Source organism: Streptomyces sp. NPDC055400, assembly GCF_053644375.1.
Window position 1 is genome coordinate 243,209 of record NZ_JBSHLM010000008.1, and the last position, 23,058, is coordinate 266,266.

The 23,058-nt window shown below is 66.8% G+C and carries 27 protein-coding genes and 1 pseudogene; 5 read left to right on the plus strand and 23 right to left on the minus strand.

Going from position 1 to position 23,058, the window contains the following annotated elements:
- Positions 1-14: 14 nt before the first annotated feature.
- From rplR to rpsJ, 18 genes are all read right to left on the minus strand, one after another.
- Positions 15-398 (minus strand): 50S ribosomal protein L18, encoded by a 384-nt coding sequence (gene rplR / locus ACWIGU_RS22560; RefSeq protein ID WP_356279221.1) that lies wholly within the window; start codon positions 396-398, stop codon positions 15-17.
- Positions 399-401: 3 nt separating this feature from the next.
- On the minus strand, positions 402-941 hold the full coding sequence (gene rplF / locus ACWIGU_RS22565; protein WP_383989341.1) for a 50S ribosomal protein L6: 540 nt from the start codon (positions 939-941) through the stop codon (positions 402-404).
- Between the two features lie 21 nt (positions 942-962).
- Complete coding sequence (gene rpsH, locus ACWIGU_RS22570; protein WP_030221010.1) at positions 963-1,361, minus strand: 30S ribosomal protein S8; 399 nt, start codon at positions 1,359-1,361, stop codon at positions 963-965.
- A gap of 223 nt (positions 1,362-1,584) precedes the next feature.
- Complete coding sequence (locus tag ACWIGU_RS22575) at positions 1,585-1,770, minus strand: type Z 30S ribosomal protein S14 (protein ID WP_003948630.1); 186 nt, start codon at positions 1,768-1,770, stop codon at positions 1,585-1,587.
- Positions 1,771-1,775: 5 nt separating this feature from the next.
- Positions 1,776-2,333: a 50S ribosomal protein L5 gene (rplE, locus tag ACWIGU_RS22580; protein ID WP_100594878.1), complete on the minus strand. Its 558-nt coding sequence runs from the start codon at positions 2,331-2,333 to the stop codon at positions 1,776-1,778.
- On the minus strand, positions 2,333-2,656 hold the full coding sequence (rplX, locus tag ACWIGU_RS22585) for a 50S ribosomal protein L24 (protein WP_100594879.1): 324 nt from the start codon (positions 2,654-2,656) through the stop codon (positions 2,333-2,335). The genes rplE and rplX overlap by 1 nt, the downstream gene beginning before the upstream one ends.
- A gap of 2 nt (positions 2,657-2,658) precedes the next feature.
- Positions 2,659-3,027, minus strand: a complete 369-nt coding sequence (gene rplN / locus ACWIGU_RS22590) for a 50S ribosomal protein L14 (RefSeq protein ID WP_003974257.1) — start codon at positions 3,025-3,027, stop codon at positions 2,659-2,661.
- Between the two features lie 128 nt (positions 3,028-3,155).
- Positions 3,156-3,440: a 30S ribosomal protein S17 gene (gene rpsQ / locus ACWIGU_RS22595; RefSeq protein WP_100594880.1), complete on the minus strand. Its 285-nt coding sequence runs from the start codon at positions 3,438-3,440 to the stop codon at positions 3,156-3,158.
- Positions 3,440-3,664, minus strand: a complete 225-nt coding sequence (rpmC, locus tag ACWIGU_RS22600) for a 50S ribosomal protein L29 (protein WP_059079052.1) — start codon at positions 3,662-3,664, stop codon at positions 3,440-3,442. Before rpmC ends, rpsQ begins: the two co-directional genes overlap by 1 nt.
- On the minus strand, positions 3,664-4,083 hold the full coding sequence (rplP, locus tag ACWIGU_RS22605) for a 50S ribosomal protein L16 (protein WP_030782563.1): 420 nt from the start codon (positions 4,081-4,083) through the stop codon (positions 3,664-3,666). Before rplP ends, rpmC begins: the two co-directional genes overlap by 1 nt.
- Before the next feature lie 5 nt (positions 4,084-4,088).
- Positions 4,089-4,931: a 30S ribosomal protein S3 gene (gene rpsC / locus ACWIGU_RS22610; RefSeq protein ID WP_116511058.1), complete on the minus strand. Its 843-nt coding sequence runs from the start codon at positions 4,929-4,931 to the stop codon at positions 4,089-4,091.
- The gene (gene rplV / locus ACWIGU_RS22615; RefSeq protein ID WP_004571827.1) at positions 4,931-5,278 is read right to left on the minus strand and encodes a 50S ribosomal protein L22; all 348 of its coding nucleotides are present in this window, start codon (positions 5,276-5,278) and stop codon (positions 4,931-4,933) included. The genes rpsC and rplV overlap by 1 nt, the downstream gene beginning before the upstream one ends.
- A 42-nt stretch (positions 5,279-5,320) precedes the next feature.
- Positions 5,321-5,602: a 30S ribosomal protein S19 gene (rpsS, locus tag ACWIGU_RS22620; RefSeq protein WP_015035577.1), complete on the minus strand. Its 282-nt coding sequence runs from the start codon at positions 5,600-5,602 to the stop codon at positions 5,321-5,323.
- Positions 5,603-5,614: 12 nt separating this feature from the next.
- Entirely contained in the window at positions 5,615-6,451 is an 837-nt protein-coding gene (rplB, locus tag ACWIGU_RS22625; RefSeq protein WP_116511060.1) for a 50S ribosomal protein L2, read from the minus strand.
- A gap of 39 nt (positions 6,452-6,490) precedes the next feature.
- Positions 6,491-6,907: a 50S ribosomal protein L23 gene (rplW, locus tag ACWIGU_RS22630; RefSeq protein WP_116511062.1), complete on the minus strand. Its 417-nt coding sequence runs from the start codon at positions 6,905-6,907 to the stop codon at positions 6,491-6,493.
- On the minus strand, positions 6,907-7,560 hold the full coding sequence (gene rplD / locus ACWIGU_RS22635) for a 50S ribosomal protein L4 (RefSeq protein WP_116511064.1): 654 nt from the start codon (positions 7,558-7,560) through the stop codon (positions 6,907-6,909). The genes rplW and rplD overlap by 1 nt, the downstream gene beginning before the upstream one ends.
- A 7-nt stretch (positions 7,561-7,567) precedes the next feature.
- Positions 7,568-8,212, minus strand: coding sequence for a 50S ribosomal protein L3 (rplC, locus tag ACWIGU_RS22640; protein WP_454403429.1), 645 nt, complete (start codon positions 8,210-8,212; stop codon positions 7,568-7,570).
- 14 nt (positions 8,213-8,226) lie between these two features.
- The gene (gene rpsJ / locus ACWIGU_RS22645) at positions 8,227-8,535 is read right to left on the minus strand and encodes a 30S ribosomal protein S10 (RefSeq protein WP_003948644.1); all 309 of its coding nucleotides are present in this window, start codon (positions 8,533-8,535) and stop codon (positions 8,227-8,229) included.
- A 503-nt stretch (positions 8,536-9,038) separates the two neighbouring features.
- Here rpsJ and ACWIGU_RS22650 point away from each other — a divergent pair.
- The 5 genes and pseudogenes from ACWIGU_RS22650 to ACWIGU_RS22670 form a co-directional block, all read left to right on the plus strand.
- Positions 9,039-9,272: pseudogene (locus ACWIGU_RS22650) on the plus strand (helix-turn-helix domain-containing protein); the annotation flags it as partial.
- Between the two features lie 283 nt (positions 9,273-9,555).
- Entirely contained in the window at positions 9,556-10,011 is a 456-nt protein-coding gene (locus ACWIGU_RS22655) for a hypothetical protein (protein WP_454403431.1), read from the plus strand.
- Complete coding sequence (locus tag ACWIGU_RS22660; protein ID WP_454403433.1) at positions 10,008-11,393, plus strand: hypothetical protein; 1,386 nt, start codon at positions 10,008-10,010, stop codon at positions 11,391-11,393. The genes ACWIGU_RS22655 and ACWIGU_RS22660 overlap by 4 nt, the downstream gene beginning before the upstream one ends.
- On the plus strand, positions 11,393-11,728 hold the full coding sequence (locus ACWIGU_RS22665; RefSeq protein ID WP_454403435.1) for a hypothetical protein: 336 nt from the start codon (positions 11,393-11,395) through the stop codon (positions 11,726-11,728). The genes ACWIGU_RS22660 and ACWIGU_RS22665 overlap by 1 nt, the downstream gene beginning before the upstream one ends.
- Before the next feature lie 292 nt (positions 11,729-12,020).
- Positions 12,021-14,039 (plus strand): PIG-L family deacetylase, encoded by a 2,019-nt coding sequence (locus ACWIGU_RS22670; RefSeq protein WP_454403663.1) that lies wholly within the window; start codon positions 12,021-12,023, stop codon positions 14,037-14,039.
- Positions 14,040-14,170: 131 nt separating this feature from the next.
- Here the strand turns inward: ACWIGU_RS22670 and tuf are convergent, their stop codons facing one another.
- The 5 genes from tuf to ACWIGU_RS22695 all read right to left on the minus strand — a co-directional run bounded on the left by tuf (position 14,171) and on the right by ACWIGU_RS22695 (position 23,014).
- Complete coding sequence (tuf, locus tag ACWIGU_RS22675; protein WP_376260172.1) at positions 14,171-15,364, minus strand: elongation factor Tu; 1,194 nt, start codon at positions 15,362-15,364, stop codon at positions 14,171-14,173.
- Positions 15,365-15,502: 138 nt separating this feature from the next.
- Positions 15,503-17,629, minus strand: coding sequence for an elongation factor G (gene fusA / locus ACWIGU_RS22680; RefSeq protein ID WP_356279198.1), 2,127 nt, complete (start codon positions 17,627-17,629; stop codon positions 15,503-15,505).
- Positions 17,630-17,668: 39 nt separating this feature from the next.
- Positions 17,669-18,139, minus strand: coding sequence for a 30S ribosomal protein S7 (gene rpsG / locus ACWIGU_RS22685; RefSeq protein WP_116511074.1), 471 nt, complete (start codon positions 18,137-18,139; stop codon positions 17,669-17,671).
- Positions 18,140-18,141: 2 nt separating this feature from the next.
- Positions 18,142-18,513 carry a 30S ribosomal protein S12 gene (rpsL, locus tag ACWIGU_RS22690; RefSeq protein ID WP_003948652.1) on the minus strand — a complete coding sequence of 124 codons (372 nt, stop codon included), beginning with the start codon at positions 18,511-18,513 and terminating at the stop codon, positions 18,142-18,144.
- A 601-nt stretch (positions 18,514-19,114) separates the two neighbouring features.
- Positions 19,115-23,014 (minus strand): DNA-directed RNA polymerase subunit beta', encoded by a 3,900-nt coding sequence (locus tag ACWIGU_RS22695; RefSeq protein WP_454403437.1) that lies wholly within the window; start codon positions 23,012-23,014, stop codon positions 19,115-19,117.
- Positions 23,015-23,058: the final 44 nt, after the last annotated feature.

Below are 23,058 nucleotides of genomic sequence, written 5' to 3' on the forward strand. Positions count from 1 at the left end.
GCTACGGAACCGGATCAGAACTTCAGACCGGCTTCGCGGGCGGCGTCCGCCAGAGCGGCGATGCGCCCGGCGTACTGGTTACCACCACGGTCGAACACGACAGCCTCGACGCCCGCGGCCTTGGCGCGCTCGGCGACCAGGGCGCCGACCTTGACGGCCTGCGCGGACTTGTCGGCCTCAGCACCACGGATCGAGGTGTCCAGGGTCGACGCCGACGCGAGGGTGTGACCCTTAACGTCGTCGATGACCTGGGCCACGATGTGGCGGTTCGAACGCGTCACGACCAAGCGCGGGCGCTCGGCCGTACCCGAGATGTGCTTACGGATACGAATGTGACGGCGCTTGATGGCAGCACGCTTGTAAGCGTCGCCCTTAGCAATCTTGACACCGTATGCCATGGCTTACTTACCCGCCTTTCCGACCTTGCGGCGGATGACTTCGCCTTCGTACTTGACGCCCTTGGCCTTGTACGGGTCGGGCTTGCGCAGCTTGCGGATGTTGGCCGCAACCTCGCCGACCTTCTGCTTGTCGATGCCCTCGACCGAGAACTTGGTCGGCGACTCGACCTTGAAGGAGATGCCCTCGGGCGCCTCGATCAGGATCGGGTGGCTGTAGCCGAGCGAGAACTCCAGGTTGGAGCCCTTCGCCAGGACGCGGTAACCGACACCGCTGATCTCGAGCTTCTTCACGTAACCCTCGGTCACGCCGGTGATCATGTTGGCCACCAGCGTGCGGGACAGGCCGTGCAGAGCCTTGTTCTGACGCTCATCATTGGGGCGGGCGACGTTCAGCACGCCGTCCTCGTCCTTCGTGATGACGATCGGAGCGACGATCGTGTGGCTGAGGGCACCCTTGGGGCCCTTAACCGAGACCGTACGACCGTCGATGGTGACGTCCACGCCGGCGGGAACCGTGATGGGGAGCTTGCCAATACGCGACATTAGCTATTCCTCCGTTCCCGACTACCAGACGTAGGCGAGGACTTCCCCACCTACGCCCTTCTTGCCTGCCTGCTGGCCGGTCAGGAGACCGTGCGACGTGGAGATGATCGCCACGCCGAGGCCGCCGAGGACCTTCGGCAGGTTGGTGGACTTCGCGTAAACCCGGAGACCGGGCTTGGAGATCCGCTTGATGCCCGCGATGGAGCGCTCACGGTTCGGGCCGAACTTGAGCTCGAGGACGAGGTTCTTGCCGACCTCGGCGTCCTCGGTCTTCCAGCCCGTGATGAAGCCCTCCTGCTGGAGGATCTCCGCGATGTGAGACTTGATCTTGCTGTGCGGCATCGCCACGGTGTCGTGGTACGCCGAGTTCGCGTTACGCAGACGAGTCAGCATGTCCGCGATCGGATCAGTCATGGTCATGAATTGGCCTTCGGCCTCTCTCGCCGGGGTTTCCTGTATGCGCCATCCCTCTCCCCACACAGAGGCGGGACGGGTGCGGTGCGGGGACCTACGGCGTAGTAAGTCGGTATGGGCGGCGGGCGCCCAACCCCACAAGCCTACGGCATGTGAAGGGGGGCTCCCGCCGTCCAAATACTTACCGAGAGCGTCCGGTAATTCCCAAGTCCCTAAGGACAGAAGGGGATTACCAGGAGCTCTTGGTCACGCCCGGCAGCTCGCCACGGTGAGCCATCTCACGAAGGCACACGCGGCACAGGCCGAACTTGCGGTACACGGAGTGCGGGCGGCCGCAGCGCTGGCAGCGGGTGTAGCCACGCACACCGAACTTCGGCTTACGAGCAGCCTTGGCAATAAGAGCCTTCTTCGCCATCTCGCTTACGCCTCCTTGAACGGGAAGCCGAGGTGACGAAGGAGCGCGCGGCCCTCAGCGTCGTTGGTCGCCGTGGTGACCACGGTGATGTCCATACCCCGGACGCGGTCGATCTTGTCCTGGTCGATCTCGTGGAACATGACCTGCTCCGTGAGACCGAAGGTGTAGTTGCCACGGCCGTCGAACTGCTTGGGAGACAGACCACGGAAGTCGCGGATGCGCGGAAGCGCGAGCGACAGGGTGCGGTCCAGGAACTCCCACATGCGGTCGCCACGGAGCGTGACGTGGGCACCGATCGGCTGACCCTCGCGCAGCTTGAACTGCGCGATGGACTTGCGGGCCTTGGTGATGGCCGGCTTCTGACCGGTGATCGTGGTCAGGTCACGGACGGCACCGTCCATGAGCTTGGAGTCACGGGCGGCGTCGCCGACACCCATGTTGACCACAATCTTGACGAGGCCCGGGGTCTGCATGACGTTCTCGTACGAGAACTCTTCCTGCAGCTTGCCCGCGATCTCCTCGCGGTACTTCGTCTTGAGACGCGGAGTCGTGGTGGTAGCCATCAGATGTCCTCACCCGTCCGCTTGGCAACGCGAACCTTGTTGCCCTCGTCGTCGAAGCGGTAACCGACACGCGTGACGACCTTGTTGCCGTCCTTCTCCACGACGAGCTGAACGTTGCTCACGTGGACAGGGGCCTCGGTCGTGACGATGCCACCGGCCTGCGAACCGCTGGCGGTGGGGCCGGCCTTGGTGTGCTTCTTGACCCGGTTGACACCCTCGACCAGGACGCGGTCCTCGCGGGGGAAGGCCGCGATGACCTTGCCCTGCTTGCCCTTGTCCTTACCGGTGATGACCTGTACCAGGTCGCCCTTCTTGATCTTCATGCTTACAGCACCTCCGGCGCGAGCGAGATGATCTTCATGAACTTCTTCTCGCGCAGCTCACGGCCCACCGGGCCGAAGATACGGGTGCCGCGAGGGTCGCCGTCGTTCTTCAGAATGACGGCGGCGTTCTCGTCGAAGCGGATGTACGAGCCGTCCGGACGGCGGCGCTCCTTGACGGTGCGAACGATGACCGCCTTGACGACGTCACCCTTCTTCACGTTGCCGCCGGGGATCGCGTCCTTGACGGTGGCGACGATGACGTCACCGATGCCCGCGTAGCGGCGACCCGAGCCACCGAGAACACGGATGGTGAGAATTTCCTTCGCACCCGTGTTGTCGGCGACGCGCAGTCGCGACTCCTGCTGGATCACGTCTATCTCCTGATTGTCTGCCGGTTCCCCCGGGGCAGTTCAGTGAACTGCCCCGGGAGCCTGGCGGAACGAACTCTGAGGGATACCCCTCAGAGCTGTACTTGCTGGAATTCCCTTGCGGGAATTACCTACTTGGCCTTCTCGAGGATCTCGACGATGCGCCAGCGCTTGGTCGCCGACAGCGGACGCGTCTCCATGATGAGGACGCGGTCGCCGACGCCGGCAGCGTTCTGCTCGTCGTGCGCCTTGAGCTTGTTGGTACGGCGGATGACCTTGCCGTACAGCGCGTGCTTGACGCGGTCCTCGACAGCGACGACGACGGTCTTGTCCATCTTGTCGCTGACGACCAGACCCTCACGGGTCTTGCGGAAGCCGCGGGCGGCAGTCTCTTCAGTCACGTTGCTCTCGCTCATCAGGCGTTCTCCACCGTCTCGATGCCCAGCTCGCGCTCACGCATGAGGGTGTAGATCCGCGCGATGTCCTTGCGGACGGCCTTCAGCCGACCGTGGTTCTCGAGCTGACCGGTCGCCGCCTGGAAACGGAGGTTGAACAGCTCTTCCTTGGCCTCGCGGAGCTTGTTGAGAAGCTCCTCGTTGCCCAGTTCGCGCAGCTCGGACGCCTTGGTACCGGCCGACATCACGACTCACCTGCCTCGCGCCGAACAATCCGGCACTTCATCGGAAGCTTGTGAGCAGCGCGGGTAAGCGCCTCACGCGCAATCTTCTCGTTCGGGTAGGACAGCTCGAACATCACCCGACCCGGGTGAACGTTCGCGACCCACCACTCGGGGGAACCCTTACCGGAACCCATGCGGGTCTCGGCGGGCTTCTTCGTAAGCGGGCGGTCCGGGTAGATGTTGATCCAGACCTTGCCGCCACGCTTGATGTGGCGGGTCATCGCGATACGAGCCGCCTCGATCTGGCGGTTGGTCACGTACGCCGGCGTGAGGGCCTGAATGCCGTACTCGCCGAACGCAACCGTCGTACCACCCTTGGCCTGACCGCGGCGCTTGGGGTGGTGCTGCTTGCGGTGCTTGACCCTACGGGGGATCAGCATTTCGGTCAGGCCTCCGTTCCGGTGCTCTCAGCCGGAGCGGCAGCGGCGGGCGCGTCAGCCTTGGGGGCCTCGGCGGCCGGAGCCGACTGCTGCTGCGGCTTGCGGCCGCGGCCGCCACGCTCGCCACCACGGCCACCGCCGCGGGCCGGACGGTCGTTGCCGCCACCACGGGCCGGGCGGTTACCCGCACGGGCCGCAGCGTTCTCGGCGCGGACCTCGGCGATGTTCTTGACGTCGCCCTTGTAGATCCAGACCTTCACACCGATACGGCCGAAGGTCGTCTTGGCCTCGAAGAAGCCGTAGTCGACGTTCGCACGGAGCGTGTGCAGGGGCACACGGCCCTCGCGGTAGAACTCCGAGCGGGACATCTCGGCGCCGCCGAGACGGCCACCGCACTGGATCTTGATGCCCTTGGCGCCGGCCTTCATCGCCGTCTGCATGCTCTTACGCATGGCGCGACGGAAGGAGACGCGGGAGGACAGCTGCTCGGCAACGGCCTGAGCAACCAGCTGAGCGTCGGTCTCGGGGTTCTTGACCTCGAGGATGTTCAGCTGGACCTGCTTGCCCGTGAGCTTCTCGAGGTCACCGCGGATGCGGTCGGCCTCGGCGCCACGGCGGCCGATGACGATGCCCGGACGAGCGGTGTGGATGTCCACACGCACGCGGTCACGGGTGCGCTCGATCTCAACCTTCGAGATGCCGGCGCGCTCCATGCCGGAGGTCATCATGCGACGGATGGCTACGTCTTCCTTGACGTAGTCCTTGTACAGCTTGTCGGCGTACCAACGGGACTTGAAGTCCGTGGTGATACCGAGCCGGAACCCGTGCGGGTTTACCTTCTGGCCCATTACCGGGTTCCTTCCTTGCTGCTGACGACCACGGTGATGTGGCTGGTCCGCTTACGGATCCGGTAGGCACGGCCCTGAGCACGCGGACGGAACCGCTTCAGGGTCGGGCCCTCATCCACGTACGCCTCGCTGATGACCAGCGAAGAGGCGTCGGTGTGGTCGTAGTTGTGTGCAGCGTTGGCAATGGCGCTGTCCAGCACCTTGCCAACCGGCACGCTCGCGGCCTGCGGGGCGAAACGCAGGACCGCCTGAGCCTCCGTGGCATCCATGCCACGGATGAGGTCCACCACGCGGCGGGCCTTCATGGGCGTGACGCGGATGTACCGCGCCTGGGCCCTGGCTTCCATGGTTGTCCCTTCAGTGTTCGTCATAGTCGATTCCACCCCGCCTTAGCGGCGCTTCGACTTCCGGTCGTCCTTGACGTGACCCCGGAAGGTGCGCGTCGGCGAGAACTCGCCGAGCTTGTGGCCGACCATCGACTCGGTGACGAACACCGGGATGTGGGTCTTGCCGTTGTGCACCGCGATCGTGTGACCCAGCATGGCCGGGATGATCATCGAGCGACGGGACCAGGTCTTGATGACGTTCTTGGTACCGGCTTCGTTCTGAGCGTCCACCTTCTTTACGAGGTGGCCGTCAACGAAGGGTCCCTTCTTGAGACTGCGCGGCATCTAAACCCGCTCCTAGCGCTTCTTGTTCGTCTTGCGGCGGCGGACGATGTACTTGTTCGAAGCCTTCTTCGGCGAACGAGTACGACCCTCCTTCTGACCCCACGGGGAGACCGGGTGGCGACCACCGGAGGTCTTGCCCTCACCACCACCGTGCGGGTGGTCAACCGGGTTCATCGCCACACCGCGGACGGTCGGACGAACGCCGAGCCAGCGCTTGCGGCCGGCCTTGCCCCAGTTGATGTTCGACTGCTCGGCGTTGCCGACCTCGCCGATGGTGGCGCGGCAGCGAACGTCGACCAGGCGGATCTCGCCGGACGGCATGCGCAGGTGGGCCATCTGGCCCTCCTTCGCCAGCAGCTGCACGGAGGCACCTGCGGAGCGGGCGAACTTGGCACCGCCACCGGGACGGAGCTCGATCGCGTGGATCGTGGTACCGACCGGGATGTTGCGGAGCGCCAGGTTGTTGCCCGGCTTGATGTCGGCCCCGGGACCGTTCTCGACGCGGTCACCCTGCGACAGACCACGCGGAGCGACGATGTAACGCTTCTCGCCGTCGGCGTAGTGCAGCAGCGCGATGCGCGCGGTGCGGTTGGGGTCGTACTCGATGTGCGCGACCTTCGCCGGCACGCCGTCCTTGTCGTGACGACGGAAGTCGATCACTCGGTAGGCGCGCTTGTGTCCGCCACCCTGGTGGCGAACGGTCACACGACCGGCGTTGTTACGGCCGCCCTTGCTGTGCAGCGGGCGGACCAGCGACTTCTCCGGCGTGGACCGCGTGACCTCGACGAAGTCGGCGACGCTGGAGCCACGACGGCCCGGCGTAGTCGGCTTGTACTTGCGGATACCCATTTCTCAGTCCTCGTCCGATATTCGGACCAGGGCGCTCCGTTAGGAGGCCTGGCCGAAGATGTCGATACGGTCGCCCTCAGCGAGGGTCACGATCGCGCGCTTGCTGTCGGCACGCTTGCCGAAGCCCGTGCGGGTCCGCTTGCGCTTGCCCTGGCGGTTGATCGTGTTGACTCCGGTGACCTTGACCGAGAAGACCGCCTGGACGGCCTGCTTGATCTGGGTCTTGTTGGCACGCGGGTCAACGATGAAGGTGTACTTGCCCTCATCGAGGAGCGCGTAGCTCTTCTCGGAGACGACCGGCTTGAGGAGGACGTCACGGGGATCCGTGAAGCTCTTGCTCAGCGGCGTCTCAACGGTGTTCTTGCCCTCGGCCTCGTGGCGCTTCGCCTTGGCGACGCGCGCGGCCTTGGCGGCCTTGGCCGCCTTGGGGGCAATGCTCGGGTGACGCGTAGCCATCAGGCTTCGCTCCCTTCGGTGTCAGTGGCCTTCGGGCCGGACACGAAGGACTCGAAGGCGGCCTGAGTGAAGACCACGTCGTCCGAGACGAGAACGTCGTACGTGTTCAGCTGGCCCGGCTCCAGGATGTGGACCTGGGGCAGGTTGCGCGCGGAGAGCAGCGCGGCCTCGTCGGCACGGTCGATGACCAGGAGCAGGTTCTTGCGCTCACTGATCTTGCCGAGCAGCGACTTCGCGGCCTTGGTGGAGACTCCGCCCTCGACCACGCCGGTGACGACGTGGATGCGAGCGTTGCGGGCCCGGTCGGTGAGGGCGTGGCGCAGGGCCGCGGCCTTCATCTTCTTCGGGGTCCGCTGCGAGTAGTCACGCGGCTGCGGGCCGTGGACGACGCCACCGCCGGCGAACTGCGGCGCACGGGTCGAACCCTGGCGCGCGCGGCCGGTGCCCTTCTGGCGGTACGGCTTCCTGCCACCACCGCGGACTTCGCCACGGCGCTTGGTCTTGTGCGTGCCCTGACGGGCAGCGGCCAGCTGAGCGACGACGACCTGGTGGAGAAGCGGGATGCTGATCTTCTCTACGTCGAAGATCTCCGCGGGGAGCTCGACCGTCCCGGCCTTGTCGCCTGCCGGCGAAAGGATGTCAATGGTGCTCATCGGTTCCTCAAACCCCCTTGGCCGCGGTACGGACCAGGACGAGGCCACCGTTCGGACCCGGGACTGCGCCCTTGATGAGGAGCAGACCCTTCTCCGCGTCAACGGCGTGAACGGTCAGGTTCTGGGTGGTGACCCGCTCGTTGCCCATGCGACCCGCCATGCGCATGCCCTTGAAGACACGGCCGGGAGTGGCACAGCCACCGATGGAACCGGGCATGCGGTGCACACGGTGGGCACCGTGGGACGCCTTGCCACCCTTGAAGTTGTGGCGCTTCATGACACCGGCGAAGCCCTTGCCCTTGCTCTTCGCGGTGACGTCGACCTTGACGCCGGCCTCGAAGACCTCGGCAGTGATCTCCTGGCCCAGCGTGTACTCGCTGGCGCCGGAGGTGCGGAGCTCCACCAGGTGGCGGCGCGGGGTTACGTCGGCCTTGGCGAAGTGGCCCTTGAGGGGCTTGTTCACCTTGCGCGGGTCGATCTCGCCGAAGGCGATCTGGACCGACTCGTAGCCGTCGGTGTCGTTCGTACGGACCTGGGTCACGACGTTCGGACCGGCCTTGACCACGGTGACCGGGACGACACGGTTGCTGTCGTCCCAGACCTGGGTCATGCCGAGCTTCTCGCCCAGGATGCCCTTGATCTGCTTAGCCATCTCTTCCGCGCCTCTCAGAGCTTGATCTCGATGTCAACGCCGGCCGGAAGGTCCAGGCGCATCAGCGAGTCAACGGTCTTGGGCGTCGGGTCGAGGATGTCGATCAGGCGCTTGTGCGTGCGCATCTCGAAGTGCTCGCGCGAGTCCTTGTACTTGTGCGGCGACTTGATGACGCAGTACACGTTCTTTTCAGTGGGCAGCGGCACCGGGCCTGCGACCGACGCACCAGTGCGGGTCACCGTCTCGACGATCTTCTTCGCCGAGGAGTCGATGACCTCGTGGTCGTAGGCCTTGAGCCGGATGCGGATCTTCTGTCCCGCCATGGCTACTCAGTAGTCCTGTCTCTCGAAACGCTCTGGAACCTGGCGGGTCCTATTCCGCCCTCCTCCGACCCACGCGGTCGGGCGTGTCGCAGTCTCACTGACGGAAATATCCATACGGATTTCCCTGCGAGGGACTGCGGCCCAAGAACCGCGAAGCCGGGGGAAGAAACCCACCGGGCGCCTGGCTGAGCCACCTCGCCACACTTCCCGGAAGATTCCCGTACGTCCGCCCTAGCGCTGCCTTACGGCAGATGGGGCGACGAGTACTGTGGGACTCGCTTCCGGTCCTCCCGGCGGGAGGCGTGCAGCATCGGCACTCAACCGAGCAACCCCGACAGTCTGCCATAGTGCGGCCACGCCTGGCCAATCGAGCCGTAGAGAGTACCCCCGGAGCGACGGAGGTCAAACCGGCAGGCCCGCTCGTCGACGAGCGCGTGTGCGCGGGGAGGCCTGTGGGGGTCATGTGGTGCAGGTCATAGCGCCTCGGGTGATCAGCTGAGGTGCCACAGGGCGTACGTCACGCCCTCACCCACGACCTGCCGCCGGAGGGCGTACGACGACCCGCCGCACTCCTCGCCCACCGCCTGGCAGCCCTGCTGCCACCGCCGCCCCCGTTCCGCACCCCGGCGGCCCCCGCACCACCCACCGTCCGGCACCCTCTCCGCAAGTGCGACACCTGCGACCGCGCCTTCCGCGTTGGGTTCTCACCTGAGCCAGGGAACATCGAGATCGCCCGCCGCCCCGACCTGGCCGCCCGGCACACCCGCGCCACACGGGATCCGGAACGCGAAGACGCGGCCGTCGCCCATGAAGCCCTGCGCGAGCTGAGCGCGGTCTTGGACGAGGCAATGAAGCCAGGGCGGAGTTGAGCTGGAGCCGTCAGCCTCCGCCAACAACCGGGCCAGGCAACCCCGTTCGTGGCAGAACGGTGACGGAAAAGCACGCTCCGAACGGCTCCTTCCGATGTCATGATCGATTGACTGTACGAAACGGGAACACACCACGGGGGAGTGGATCACGTTGTCTTTCGAAGAGGAATGGGCCCAGTTAAAGGCCGACGCGCTGGCACGGCGGTCGACGGGGATGCAGATCGACCAGCTCCCGCCGGAGGCGAACGGTGGCGGCGGAACGGGTGGTCCCGACGCCGGGAGCCTGATCGCCAGGACCGACTCCATCAACGGCAATGCGAACCTGCTCATCGAGATCGCCGGCTTCCTTCAGGAGGGCCGGCCCGATGCCGAACTCACCACCATGGCGCGGGATCCGCGGGCGCACGAGGACGTGGCCGCGCAGGTGCTCCGGTTCGCCACCTTCGCCGATGACCAGTACCTCGACGCGGTCGCCCTGTTCACCGCGCTCTCCACACGCCTGAAGGCCGCGGGCGGCCACTTCGTGAAGATCGAGAACGCCACGGAACGGCGCTTCCTCGACAACATCCTGGAGTACGGCCAGTACGTCGCCCCGGAGGCACGATGAGCGGGCAGATCAGTCACCGTAAGGACGTCGAGTTCCTGGAGAACTGCAACCCTCCCCTGGTGGAGCGGAACGCGGACGAATTCAAGCGTGTGCACGACATGCTGGTGGCGGCGGATCCGTCGGCCGAGCGGGCCGAGAAGCACACCCGCTGGGAGAGCGAGGGCAGCGGGCACTACGAGGCCCGGCTCGGGGAGAGCCGCAAACTCCTCTCCCGGCTCGCCGAGGGCTACGCCAAGGCCGACAGCGCCCTGCGCAGCTACTCGTGGGCCCTGACCTCGGCTAAGGCGTACTACTCCAGCGGCAAGGTGAACGAGCAGGCCCTCGCCAAGCTGATCCACACCAAGGGCACGGCGATCACTCGCGAGGCTCAGGAGGCGGAGCCGATGCGCCAGTGGGAGGACATGCGGGCCACCACCGGCGTCATGGACTTCTTCGCCGAGCTCACCATGGACGTCGACGACATCAGGGACGAGGCGAACCGGCTGCACGACGCCGCCGGCGGGGACTTCCACCTGGCCAAGACCACCGAGAAGGACGCCCGGGACGTCTGCGTCCACGAGCTCAAGCAGGCGTACGACCTGCTGCCCGACTTCCGCATGGGCTTCATCGAACGCGTCGACATCTCCGACATCGCGGAGCTGCGGAAGGAGGCGGCCGAGGCGAGCGCGAACCCGCTGACACATCTGCCCGGCAGCGGACCGAAGCAGGACTACTACCCCACCGCCGGGGACGCGATCGTCTCCCCGGCCCTGAAGGACATCCGCCTCCAGGTCGCCAACCTCCCTGGCGCGAAGGACAGTTACTGGAGCCCGCCGGGCAACAGCCAGGAGCGCACCGAGTGGATCTCGGCGAACAAGGAGATCATCAAGGCCGCGGCGCGGAACTCGGGACTGCCGCCGGACATGGTCGCCGGTATCGCCTGGCAGGAGATCGGCGGACAGCCCGGCATCCTCGACGACCTCACCGACACCATCCGTGAGCAGGCCGACTCCCCGCTGAGCCCGGTCATCCCCGAGAACCTGCCGTGGCGGCTCGGCGGCGACCCCGACAACACCTCCTTCGGGCCCATCGCCATCCAGGTGCGCCGCGGCGCCGAGGTGCTCGGCTACGACCCCGACCACCTCACCGACCAGCAGCGCGGCATGGTGGAGCAGGCGCTCCAGGACCCCGGGCAGAACATCTTCATCGCCTCCGAGTACCTGGCCCAGCTGAAGGCGGAGAGCGAGTTCGCCGACGTACCGGCGGAGGAGATGACCCCGGCCCAGTACCAGGAGCTCGCCGCCCGCTACAACGGCGGTCCGTACTGGCAGAGTGACGACGCCCAGGCCTACGGCCGCGGGTTCGACAACAACCTGGACGACGCAAGGAACGCGCTGCGCTGATGACAGACCCCGCCCGCCCCGCCGGTCCCGCGCACCATGACGACCGCGACGACCGCGGCTGCCTCCGCCTCGTCCTCGCCTTGCCCCTGACCGTGCTCACTCTCATCGCCGCGTACTTCTGCTGGACGGCTCTGACCATCCGGCCGTCGGGGAGTTGGGACGACGACGCGTACGGGGGGATCGTCCTGTCGTGCGTCGTCACCCTCGCGGCCGCCGGATCGGCAGCCGCGTTGTGGGTGCTTCCGTCGGTGCGGCGGGTCATGGGGTGGGGGTGGATCGTGCCCGCCGTGGCGTTCGGCGTCACCGCCGCCGTGCGGTGGGCCGTCGGCGGCTGAGGGCGCGTGCCGGTGGCGTGGCGGTGCCGACGGTGTGGCGGTGACGGCGGTAAACCAAGAGCTTCCCAAGAGTCCCAAAACGTGTGAACAGAACATGTCCGTGCATGGAACCTGACCCCACTGACGAGCCTCTTCTCGGCTGAAGCACCGAGAAGCAGCGCACATTCCGACCGCTGCGTACGGCGGACGGAGACGGCGCGTGCGACATGAACCTGCTCAGGCCGGAGACAGCGGCGACAACGGCGACGGGCGAAACCGACCTGCTCAGAGCGGCGACCGCGGCGACGGGCGAATAGCCGGCGCCAAGCACTCGCCGGCGCGGCGAACCGTCCTGCTCGGCGCGGCCGCCACCGCCGTCACCGCACTCGCCGTCGCGGCCCGTCTGGGCCGGACCCCGCCCCCGGCCCGCGCCACCGCCCCCTCCCCCGCCTCCGGCCGCCCCGCCGCCGAGGGCGATCACGCCCTGCTGCTCCAGGTCCTCGCGCACCCCGACGACGACCTGTACTTCATGAACCCGGACACCGCGCAGGCCCTCGCCGCCGGTGTCCCCCTGGTCTGCGTGTATGTCACCGCGGGCGAGGCCGACGGCGTCAACAAGATCCCCGGCCGCCCGCATCCCCCGGGGGACAAGGCCGCGTACGCCTCCGCCCGTCACCAGGGTCTCCGCCAGTCCTACGCGACCCAGCTCGGCCTGCCCGTCTTCAGCGGCTGGCGCACCGAGGTCACCACGCTCCCGGGCGGGCACCAGGCCGAGGTGAACACCCTGGAGCACCGGGGCCGCCGCGTCGAACTGGTCTTCCTCGACCTCGCGATGCACACCCCGGCGGGCCACATGGGAGCCCCGGCGCTGTGGCGGGAGCGCGGCCTGCCGCTGCGTACGGTCGTCGTCGACGGGTCGCCGCTGCGCCGGGCACAGATGTACGACTACGACGGGCTGGTCGACGTACTCGTGGCCCTCTTCGAGCGCTACCGGCCCACCCTCGTGCACACGCTCGACCCGGACCCCGACATCCAGGCCAGCGATCTGCGTACACGGATACGTGACAGCGAACAGCCCGGTTTCTCCGACCACGCCGATCACACGGCCGTGGCCGCCTTCACCTGGGCCGCGCTGATCCGCTGGTCGCAGACCGCGGCGGGCGGGCCGCCCCCGTTCGCGGCCACCGCGTTCCGCGGCTACTACAACCACCACTGGCCCGAGAACCTCCCCGGGGCCGTGCTGCACGCCAAGGCCGCATACCTGATGCCGTACGGCGCGGCCCCCGACTGGCAGTGCGGCAACCCCTCCGGCTGCGGCGACTACAACGTCGGCGGGGACCGCCCCCTCACCAACCGCAAGGGCTGGGTCCGCTCGACGCACTACCGCTACCCGGGCCCACGGATCGCCCTGGCCGGGGAACCGGACGGCAAGCTGTCCGGCTACGGCGTGCTCGGCCTGCGTGCCGTCCGGTGGCGCGAGACCGCGGAGGGTGTCTTCGGCCGGCCGGCGGACCTCGGGGGCGGCCCGCTCGCCCCGGCCCTCGGCGCCGCGACGCTCCCCGACGGACGGCAGCTGCTCCTCGGCCTGCGGCTCGCGGCCCTGGAAGGACGCGGCGGCTCCGACCTGCGCGAGATCGTGCTCCTCGAACAGCGCGCCGCCGGTGGGGAGTTCGGCGTCTGGACCGGTCTCGGCAACCCGGAGACCGACCCCGTGCGCGGCCGCCGCATCGGCGTCCCCGTCGCCGTCACCGCCCGCGACGGCCAGGTCCATCTCTTCGTCAGGGACGCCGAGCAAGGGATCAGTACGCGGGTGCGTGGGCTCGACGGGCGCTGGTCGCCGTGGCGCTCCCTCGGCGGCGGGCCCGTGCAGGACGGCCTGACCGCGGTCGTCGGCGAGGACGGCGGCGTCCATGTGTACGCGCCGGGCCGCGACACGGTGCACCACTGGACGCCGCAGGGGCCCGCGCCGCTCGCCGGGCTGCCGGTCCCCGCCGACGCGGTCGCCGCCGCCGGCGGCCGGCTCTACTACCGGGCGCCCGCCTCGTCCGCGCTGACGGCGACGGCCGGGCCGCCGGTCGACTTCCCGGGCTATGGCCCGGTGACCGCCGACGGGCCGTACCTCCTGGGCCGGGACACCGCCGGCACGCTCCAGCTCCTGCACCGCGGCCGGATCCAGCGGGCCGCGCGTGACCTGGTCACCCTCGACGGACCCGCCCTGCGCGCCACCCCGGGCGGCCCCGTGGCCGCGGGCCTCTCCCCCACCGCCCGGCCATGGCTGTGGCGCCCGGACAGCGCCACCGGCACCGGAACCGGCACCGCCCGCAAAATCTGAGGCCCGGAAAGGGAACCCGAAAGAACAACCCGAAAGAGAAGAAGCGCGCATGCGAAAGGGCCCGTACGACCGAAGTCGTACGGGCCCCTTCTGGTGCTCGCTGGAGCTACCAGGTCAAACCGTCAAGGAAATTACTTGACGATCTTGGTGACCTGGCCGGCGCCCACGGTCCGGCCACCCTCACGGATGGCGAACTTCAGGCCCTCTTCCATGGCGACGGGCTGGATGAGTTCGACCTTCATCTCAGTGTTGTCGCCCGGCATGACCATCTCGGTGCCCTCGGGGAGGGTCACGACGCCGGTCACGTCCGTGGTGCGGAAGTAGAACTGCGGGCGGTAGTTGTTGAAGAAGGGGGTGTGACGGCCACCCTCGTCCTTCGACAGGATGTAGGCCTGGGCCTCGAACTCGGTGTGCGGCGTGACCGAACCGGGCTTGATGATGACCTGGCCGCGCTCGACGTCCTCGCGCTTGATGCCACGGAGGAGCAGACCGACGTTCTCACCGGCCTGGCCCTCGTCGAGCAGCTTGCGGAACATCTCGATGCCGGTGACCGTGGTGGTGGTCTTCTCCTGCTTGATGCCCACGATGTCAACGGTCTCGTTGACCTTGAGGACACCACGCTCGATACGGCCGGTGACGACCGTACCGCGACCGGTGATCGTGAAGACGTCCTCGATCGGCATGAGGAACGGCTTGTCGACGTCACGCTCGGGCTGCGGGATGGACTCGTCGACGGCGGACATGAGGTTCAGGATCGACTGACCCCACTCCTTGTCGCCCTCGAGCGCCTTGAGCGCCGAGACCTTGACGACCGGCAGGTCGTCGCCCGGGAACTCGTACTCGGAGAGGAGCTCACGGACCTCGAGCTCGACGAGCTCCAGGATCTCCTCGTCGTCCACCATGTCGGCCTTGTTCAGGGCGACGACGATGTACGGAACGCCGACCTGGCGGGCCAGGAGCACGTGCTCCTTGGTCTGCGGCATCGGGCCGTCGGTGGCGGCGACCACGAGGATGGCGCCGTCCATCTGCGCGGCACCCGTGATCATGTTCTTGATGTAGTCCGCGTGACCGGGGCAGTCGACGTGCGCGTAGTGACGCGTCTCCGTCTGGTACTCGACGTGCGCGATCGAGATCGTGATACCGCGCTGGCGCTCCTCAGGAGCCTTGTCGATCTGGTCGAAGGCCGAGGCCTCGTTCAGGTCCGGGTACGCGTCGTGCAGCACCTTGGTAATGGCGGCCGTGAGGGTCGTCTTACCGTGGTCAATGTGACCGATGGTGCCGATGTTGACGTGCGGCTTAGTCCGCTCGAACTTCGCCTTCGCCACTGGGTCCTCCTGTGGAGTGGTTCTGTACGCCTTGCTTCATCGGCGCCAGGTGATCTTTGCTGGGAAACCCGCCGCCGGGGTCCGGGATTCACGAACCCCAGCGGTCGGTGTCAAGCCTAAAGCGTGAACTCGGGTGAGTTACTCGCCCTTGGCCTTCGCGATGATCTCCTCGGCGACGTTCCGCGGAACCTCGGCGTAGGAGTCGAACTGCATCGAGTAGCTTGCGCGACCCGACGTCTTGCTGCGGAGGTCGCCGACGTAGCCGAACATCTCCGAGAGGGGCACGAGGCCCTTCACGACACGGGCGCCGCTGCGCTCCTCCATGGCCTGGATCTGGCCACGGCGGGAGTTGATGTCGCCGATGACGTCACCCATGTAGTCCTCGGGCGTGGTGACCTCGACGGCCATCATCGGCTCGAGCAGCACGGGCTTGGCCTTGCGCGCGGCCTCCTTGAACGCCTGCGAACCGGCGATCTTGAAGGCGAGCTCGGAGGAGTCGACCTCGTGGTAGCCACCGTCGAGAAGGATGACGCGGACGCCAGTCATCTCGTAGCCGGCCAGGATGCCGAACTGCATGGCCTCCTGCGCACCCGCGTCCACCGACGGGATGTACTCCCGGGGGATGCGGCCGCCGGTGACCTTGTTCACGAACTCGTACGTGGCGTCGCCGCTGTCGATCGGCTCGATCGCGATCTGCACCTTGGCGAACTGACCGGTACCACCGGTCTGCTTCTTGTGGGTGTAGTCGTGACGCTCGACGGCCTGACGGATCGTCTCGCGGTAAGCGACCTGCGGCTTGCCGACGTTCGCCTCGACGCGGAACTCGCGCTTCATGCGGTCGACGAGCACCTCGAGGTGAAGCTCGCCCATACCACCGATGATGGTCTGGCCGGTCTCCTCGTCCGAGTGAACCTGGAAGGAGGGGTCCTCCTCCGAGAGACGCTGGATGGCGACACCCAGCTTCTCCTGGTCACCCTTGGACTTCGGCTCGATGGCGACCTGGATGACCGGCGCCGGGAAGTCCATGGACTCCAGGATCACCGGGCTCTTGTCGTCACAGAGCGTCTCGCCCGTGGTGGTCTGCTTCAGACCCATGACGGCGACGATGTCACCGGCGCCCACCGACTCGATCTCCTCACGCTTGTTCGCGTGCATACGGTAGATCTTGCCGATGCGCTCCTTCTTGCCCTTGACGGAGTTCAGCACGGCGGTGCCGGACTCCAGGCGGCCCGAGTAAACCCGGACGAAGGTGAGCTTGCCGAGGTGCGGGTCGCTCATGATCTTGAACGCCAGCGCCGAGAGGGGCTCCTCGTCGGACGGCTTGCGCTTGACGACCGTCTCCGGGTCCTTGACGTCGTGGCCCTCGATGGCCTCGACGTCCAGGGGAGAAGGCAGGTAGCGCACGACGGCGTCGAGCAGGGGCTGAACGCCCTTGTTCTTGAACGCGGTGCCGCAGAACACGGGGGTGACAGTGGTGTCGCCGCCCTTGCCGGAGGCGATGGTGATGCGACGGATCGCCGCGTACAGCTGGTCCACCGAGGGCTCAGTGCCCTCGAGGTACAGCTCCATCATCTCTTCGTCGTTCTCCGCGACGGCCTCGAGCAGCTTGCCGCGCCATTCCTCGGCAGCCTCGGTGTGCGTGGCCGGGATGTCGACGATGTCGTACGCCTCGCCCTTGGCCGCCTCGGCGGACCAGACGAACGCCTTCATCGTGACGAGGTCGACGACACCCTGGAAGTCCATCTCGGCGCCGATGGGCAGCTGCATGACGAGCGGGGTCGCACCGAGGCGGTTGACGATCATGTCAACGCAGCGGTGGAACTCGGCACCCGTACGGTCGAGCTTGTTGACGAAGCAGATGCGCGGCACGCCGTAGCGGTCCGCCTGACGCCAGACAGTCTCGGACTGGGGCTCAACACCGGCAACGCCGTCGAACACCGTCACGGCACCGTCGAGGACGCGGAGCGAACGCTCCACCTCGACGGTGAAGTCCACGTGGCCCGGGGTGTCGATGATGTTGATGGTGTGGTCGACATCGTTCAGCGGCCAGTGACAGGTGGTGGCAGCAGAGGTGATCGTGATGCCACGCTCCTGCTCCTGCTCCATCCAGTCCATGGTGGCGGCGCCGTCGTGGACCTCACCGATCTTGTACGACACACCCGTGTAGAACAGGATCCGCTCGGTGGTCGTCGTCTTGCCCGCGTCGATGTGAGCCATGATGCCGATGTTGCGCACCTTGGCCAGGTCAAGTGAAGTGGTAGCCATATCGGCTCAGTCTTCTCTCGGTCTCGATGTGGGTAGCGACTACCAGCGGTAGTGCGCGAAGGCCTTGTTGGACTCGGCCATCTTGTGGGTGTCCTCACGCTTCTTGACGGCAGCGCCAAGACCGTTCGAGGCGTCGAGCAGCTCGTTCATGAGGCGCTCGGTCATGGTCTTCTCGCGGCGGGCGCGGGAGTAACCCACGAGCCAGCGCAGCGCGAGCGTGTTGGCGCGACCGGGCTTGACCTCGATCGGCACCTGGTAGGTGGCGCCACCGACACGGCGGGACTTGACCTCGAGGGTCGGCTTGATGTTCTCCAGCGCGCGCTTCAGCGTGATGACCGGGTCGTTGCCCGACTTCTCACGCAGACCCTCCATGGCGCCGTACACGATGCGCTCGGCGGTGGAGCGCTTGCCGTTCAGCAGCACCTTGTTGATGAGGGAGGTCACCAGAGGAGAACCGTAGACCGGGTCGATGATGACCGGGCGCTTCGGGGCGGGGCCCTTACGAGGCATTCTTACTTCTCCTTCTTGGCGCCGTAGCGGCTGCGGGCCTGCTTGCGGTTCTTGACACCCTGGGTGTCGAGCGAACCGCGGATGATCTTGTAACGAACACCAGGCAGGTCCTTCACACGGCCGCCACGCACGAGCACGATGGAGTGCTCCTGCAGGTTGTGTCCCTCACCCGGAATGTAGGCCGTGACCTCGATGCCGCTGGTCAGACGCACACGCGCGACCTTACGGAGGGCCGAGTTCGGCTTCTTCGGGGTGGTCGTGAACACACGCGTGCAGACGCCGCGACGCTGGGGCGAACCCTCGAGTGCGGGCGTCTTGTTCTTCTCGACCTTGTCCTGCCGGCCCTTCCGGACCAGCTGCTGGATCGTAGGCACTACTTCTCCGGTTTCTGTGTGCCGAGTAGTAAAGCTAACCTGGAACATTTCCCGACCCACGCGGTCGGGTGTGTCGAATACTGTGAACTCCCGCCGCCAAGCGGGAAGGGCGCAGATTACGGTGGCCCGTCACGGACTCCCGCAGCGGCTGACGACACGCACAGGAGCCCAGGCACACCCCAGGCACAAGGTCTGAGCGTACCTACCTCATCGGGTTCGGTCAAAACAAATGCAGTCCACCGCGACACGCCGGACTTCTCGCACCCCCGAACCATCCATGCGCGGCCCGCTTCCGGCCGGTCCATGTTCATGCACCACTCGCTTGGAGCGGCAGAAGCCGCCGGTGCCCGAGGAGCGTCGTCGGGGAACCCGTAGGGGCCGCCCACGCCCGGCACGCCGTACGTCCCCCCAGCAGGCGCCCGAGGCCCCTTACGGGCTCGCCCTGGGCAGCCACCCTCCCCGGGCCGGCCGCTGTGATGCTTCGGCGACATCCGACAGGCCGTAACAGCCCATCCGCTGAGCACGGCCGAGCACTCCCGGAAACGGCGAAGGGCGCCCACCCCGCCGAAGCGGAGCGGGCGCCCTTCGTCAGACGTACGCCTTACTGGTTGTACGGACCGTAGTCGTAGTCCTCCAGCGGAACGGCCTGGCCGGAGCCCGTGCCGAACGGCGAGTAGTCGATGTCGTCGTAGCCGACGGCCGAGTACATCGCGGCCTTGGCCTCTTCGGTCGGCTCGACCCGGATGTTGCGGTAGCGGGACAGACCCGTACCGGCCGGGATGAGCTTACCGATGATGACGTTCTCCTTGAGGCCGATGAGGCTGTCGGACTTGGCGTTGATCGCCGCATCCGTCAGGACTCGGGTCGTCTCCTGGAAGGAGGCGGCCGACAGCCAGGATTCCGTCGCCAGCGAGGCCTTGGTGATACCCATCAGCTGCGGACGGCCGGAGGCGGGGTGACCGCCCTCGGTGACCACACGACGGTTCTCGGTCTCGAACTTCGAGCGCTCGACGAGCTCGCCCGGCAGCAGCTCCGCGTCGCCGGACTCGATGATCGTCACACGGCGCAGCATCTGCCGGATGATGATCTCGATGTGCTTGTCGTGGATCGACACACCCTGCGAGTTGTAGACCTTCTGGACTTCGCCGACCAGGTGGACCTGGACCGCACGCTGACCGAGGATCCGCAGCACGTCGTGCGGGTTGGTGGCACCGACGGTGAGCTTCTGGCCCACCTCGACCGCGTCGCCCTCGCCGACCAGGAGACGGGCACGCTTCGAGATCGGGAACGCCGTCTCGTCGCTGCCGTCGTCCGGGGTGACGACGAGCTTCTTGGTCTTCTCGGTCTCCTCGATACGGACGCGGCCCTTGGCCTCCGAGATCGGGGCGACACCCTTCGGCGTACGGGCCTCGAAGAGCTCGACGACACGGGGCAGACCCTGGGTGATGTCGTCACCGGCCACACCACCGGTGTGGAAGGTACGCATCGTCAGCTGGGTACCGGGCTCACCGATGGACTGGGCGGCGATGATGCCGACCGCCTCACCGATGTCGACCAGCTTGCCGGTGGCCAGCGAGCGGCCGTAGCACATGGCGCAGGTGCCGACGGCGGACTCACAGGTCAGGACCGAACGGGTCTTGACCTGCTCGACACCCGCGTTGACCAGCTGGTCGATGAGCACGTCACCGAGGTCGACGCCCGCCGGGGCGAGCACCTTCCCGTCGACGACGATGTCCTCGGCCAGGCAGCGCGCGTACACGCTGGTCTCGACGTCTTCCGCCTTGCGCAGGACGCCGTCGGCGCCGCGCGTGGCGATGTCGAGCTTGAGACCGCGCTCGGTGCCGCAGTCCTCCTCGCGAATGATGACGTCCTGGGAGACGTCGACCAGACGACGGGTGAGGTAACCGGAGTCGGCGGTACGGAGGGCCGTGTCCGCAAGACCCTTACGAGCACCGTGAGTCGAGATGAAGTACTCCAGCACCGACAGGCCCTCACGGAAGGAGGCCTTGATCGGACGCGGGATCGTCTCGTTCTTGGCGTTCGACACCAGACCACGCATACCCGCGATCTGACGCATCTGCATCATGTTTCCTCGGGCACCCGAGTCAACCATCATGAAGATGGGGTTCGTCTTCGGGAAGTTCGCGTTCATCGCCTCGGCAACCTCGTTGGTCGCCTTGGTCCAGATCGCGATGAGCTCCTGAGTGCGCTCTTCCTTCGTGATGAGACCGCGCTCGTACTGCTTCTGGACCTTCTCGTCCTGCTCCTCGTAGCCCTTGACGATGGCCTTCTTGGCCTCGGGCACGACGACGTCGGAGATGGCCACGGTGACGCCGGAACGGGTCGCCCAGAAGAAGCCGGCCGCCTTCAGGTTGTCGAGCGTCGCCGCCACGATGACCTTGGGGTAGCGCTCGGCGAGGTCGTTGACGATCTCGGAGAGCTGCTTCTTGCCGACCGAGTAGTCGACGAACGGGTAGTCCTCGGGCAGCAGCTCGTTGAAGAGCGCGCGGCCCAGCGTCGTACGCAGACGGAAGCTGTCGCCCGTCTGGTACTCCGGCTCACCCTCCTCGGCAACCGGCGGGGTCCAGCCGCGCGGCGGGATGGTGCCCACCGGGAAGCGGATGTCCACGCGCGACTGCAGCGCGAGCTCGCCGGCGTCGAACGCCATGATCGCCTCGGCGACGGAGCCGAACGCGCGGCCCTCGCCCTTGGTGTCACGGAGCTCACCGTCGGTGGTGAGGAAGAACAGACCGAGGACCATGTCCTGGGTCGGCATCGTCACCGGACGGCCGTCGGCGGGCTTGAGGATGTTGTTCGAGGACAGCATCAGGATGCGGGCCTCGGCCTGCGCCTCCGCGGAGAGCGGCAGGTGCACGGCCATCTGGTCACCGTCGAAGTCCGCGTTGAACGCGGTGCAGACGAGCGGGTGGATCTGGATGGCCTTGCCCTCGACCAGCTGCGGCTCGAAGGCCTGGATGCCGAGGCGGTGCAGCGTCGGCGCACGGTTCAGGAGAACCGGGTGCTCGGCGATGACCTCTTCCAGGACGTCGTACACGACCGTGCGGCCGCGCTCGACCATGCGCTTGGCGCTCTTGATGTTCTGCGCGTGGTTCAGGTCGACCAGGCGCTTCATCACGAACGGCTTGAAGAGCTCCAGCGCCATGGCCTTCGGCAGACCACACTGGTGCAGCTTCAGCTGCGGGCCGACGACGATGACGGAACGCGCCGAGTAGTCGACTCGCTTGCCGAGCAGGTTCTGACGGAAACGACCCTGCTTGCCCTTGAGCATGTCGGACAGCGACTTCAGCGGACGGTTGCCGGGGCCCGTGACCGGGCGACCACGACGGCCGTTGTCGAAGAGCGCGTCGACGGCCTCCTGAAGCATGCGCTTCTCGTTGTTCACGATGATCTCGGGGGCACCGAGGTCAAGGAGTCGCTTCAGGCGGTTGTTGCGGTTGATCACGCGGCGGTACAGGTCGTTCAGGTCGGAGGTCGCGAAGCGGCCACCGTCCAGCTGCACCATCGGACGCAGGTCCGGCGGGATGACCGGCACGCAGTCGAGCACCATGCCCTTGGGGCTGTTGCTGGTCTGCAGGAACGCGGAGACGACCTTGAGGCGCTTGAGCGCACGGGTCTTCTTCTGGCCCTTGCCGGTACGGATGATCTCGCGGAGGCGCTCGGCCTCCTCCTCGAGGTCGAAGGACTCCAGGCGCTTCTGCAGGGCAGCGGCACCCATGGAGCCGTCGAAGTACGTGCCGAAGCGGTCACGCAGCTCGCGGTAGAGCAGCTCGTCACCTTCGAGGTCCTGGACCTTGAGGTTCTTGAAGCGGTTCCACACCTCGTCGAGGCGGTCGATCTCGCGCTGCGCACGGTCGCGCAGCTGCTTCATCTCGCGCTCAGCACCTTCGCGCACCTTGCGGCGCACGTCGGCCTTGGCACCCTCGGCCTCGAGCTCGGCCAGGTCGGTCTCGAGCTTCTTGGCGCGGGCCTCCAGGTCGGAGTCGCGACGGTTCTCGATCTGCTGACGCTCCACCTGGACGTGCGCCTCGAGGGAGGGCAGGTCGCGGGTGCGGCGCTCCTCGTCCACGAACGTGATCATGTACGCCGCGAAGTAGATGACCTTCTCGAGGTCCTTCGGGGCGAGATCAAGCAGGTAGCCGAGGCGCGACGGAACGCCCTTGAAGTACCAGATGTGCGTGACAGGGGCGGCCAGCTCAATGTGGCCCATCCGCTCACGACGCACCTTGGCGCGAGTGACCTCGACGCCGCAGCGCTCGCAGATGATGCCCTTGAAGCGGACACGCTTGTACTTACCGCAGTAGCACTCCCAGTCCCGGGTCGGACCGAAGATCTTCTCGCAGAAGAGTCCGTCCTTTTCAGGCTTGAGGGTGCGGTAGTTGATGGTCTCAGGCTTCTTGACCTCGCCGTGGGACCAGGTCCGGATGTCGTCCGCGGTGGCAAGGCCGATCCGCAGCTCGTCGAAGAAGTTGACGTCGAGCACTGTGCGTCAATCCCTCTTTCGGGGTTGTGCCCCTCGCGTGAGCG